Source organism: Parafrankia sp. Ea1.12, from assembly GCF_900465275.1.
In the GTDB taxonomy this organism is placed as follows: domain Bacteria; phylum Actinomycetota; class Actinomycetes; order Frankiales; family Frankiaceae; genus Parafrankia; species Parafrankia soli.
Genome location: NZ_UBIZ01000243.1, coordinates 1 through 683, shown reverse-complemented (window position 1 = coordinate 683; position 683 = coordinate 1). Strand labels below are relative to the sequence as shown.

The following is a 683-nucleotide window of genomic DNA, read 5'->3' as shown; positions in this document are numbered from 1 at the left end:
GTCGTAGGCCTTCTCGCGGTCCTGTTCCGATGCGCCTGTCCGCCCCGCCAGCAGGGCGTCGTTGAGCGCCTTGTCGGCGATCCCGGAAAGGTTCGCCGGCGAGTCGCCGCTGAAGGCCGTCCACAGCCGTGGTTCGGGGTCCTGGAAGAACGCTGACGACGTGGTCGCGTCGAAGTCGTGCGTCGTGCGCAGCGAGACGATGTCGGCAACCTCGATGATCTTGACCTGGACGCTGACGTTCTTGAACGTGCCGAGCTGGGCCTGGATGTTCTCCGCCGTCGTCCTGCTCTCCGAGGTGGGGGCGGTGGAGACGGCGAAGGACACCGGCTTGCCTTCCGCGGCGAGCTCGTCGAACAGTCGCTGGGCGGTGGCCTTGTCCGCCTTGCGCAGCGGCGTGTCCGAGTAGAAGGGCGAGGCCTTGCTGAACAGCGTGTCGACGGGTGTGCCGGTTCCGTTGTAGGCGGCGAGGTTCAGCGCGTCCAGGTCAAGTGCTGCGGCGACGGCCTGCCGTGCGCGGACGTCGTCGAACGGCGCCCTGCGGGTGTTCATGGCCATGAAGAGCCCGCCACTGAGCTCCAGCACGGTGTTCGGCAGGCCGGCCTTGTCGGCCTTGTCGAAGTTGACGGGGTTCGACTCGACGGCGACGTCCGCGCCCCCGGTCTGCAGGGTGTTGTAACGCTGGT

The 683-nt window shown here is 67.6% G+C and carries 1 protein-coding gene; it reads right to left on the bottom strand.

The features are described from left to right. The coding region (locus FMEAI12_RS10275; RefSeq protein ID WP_235013865.1) for an ABC transporter substrate-binding protein at positions 1-683 on the bottom strand (683 nt) is incomplete at both ends.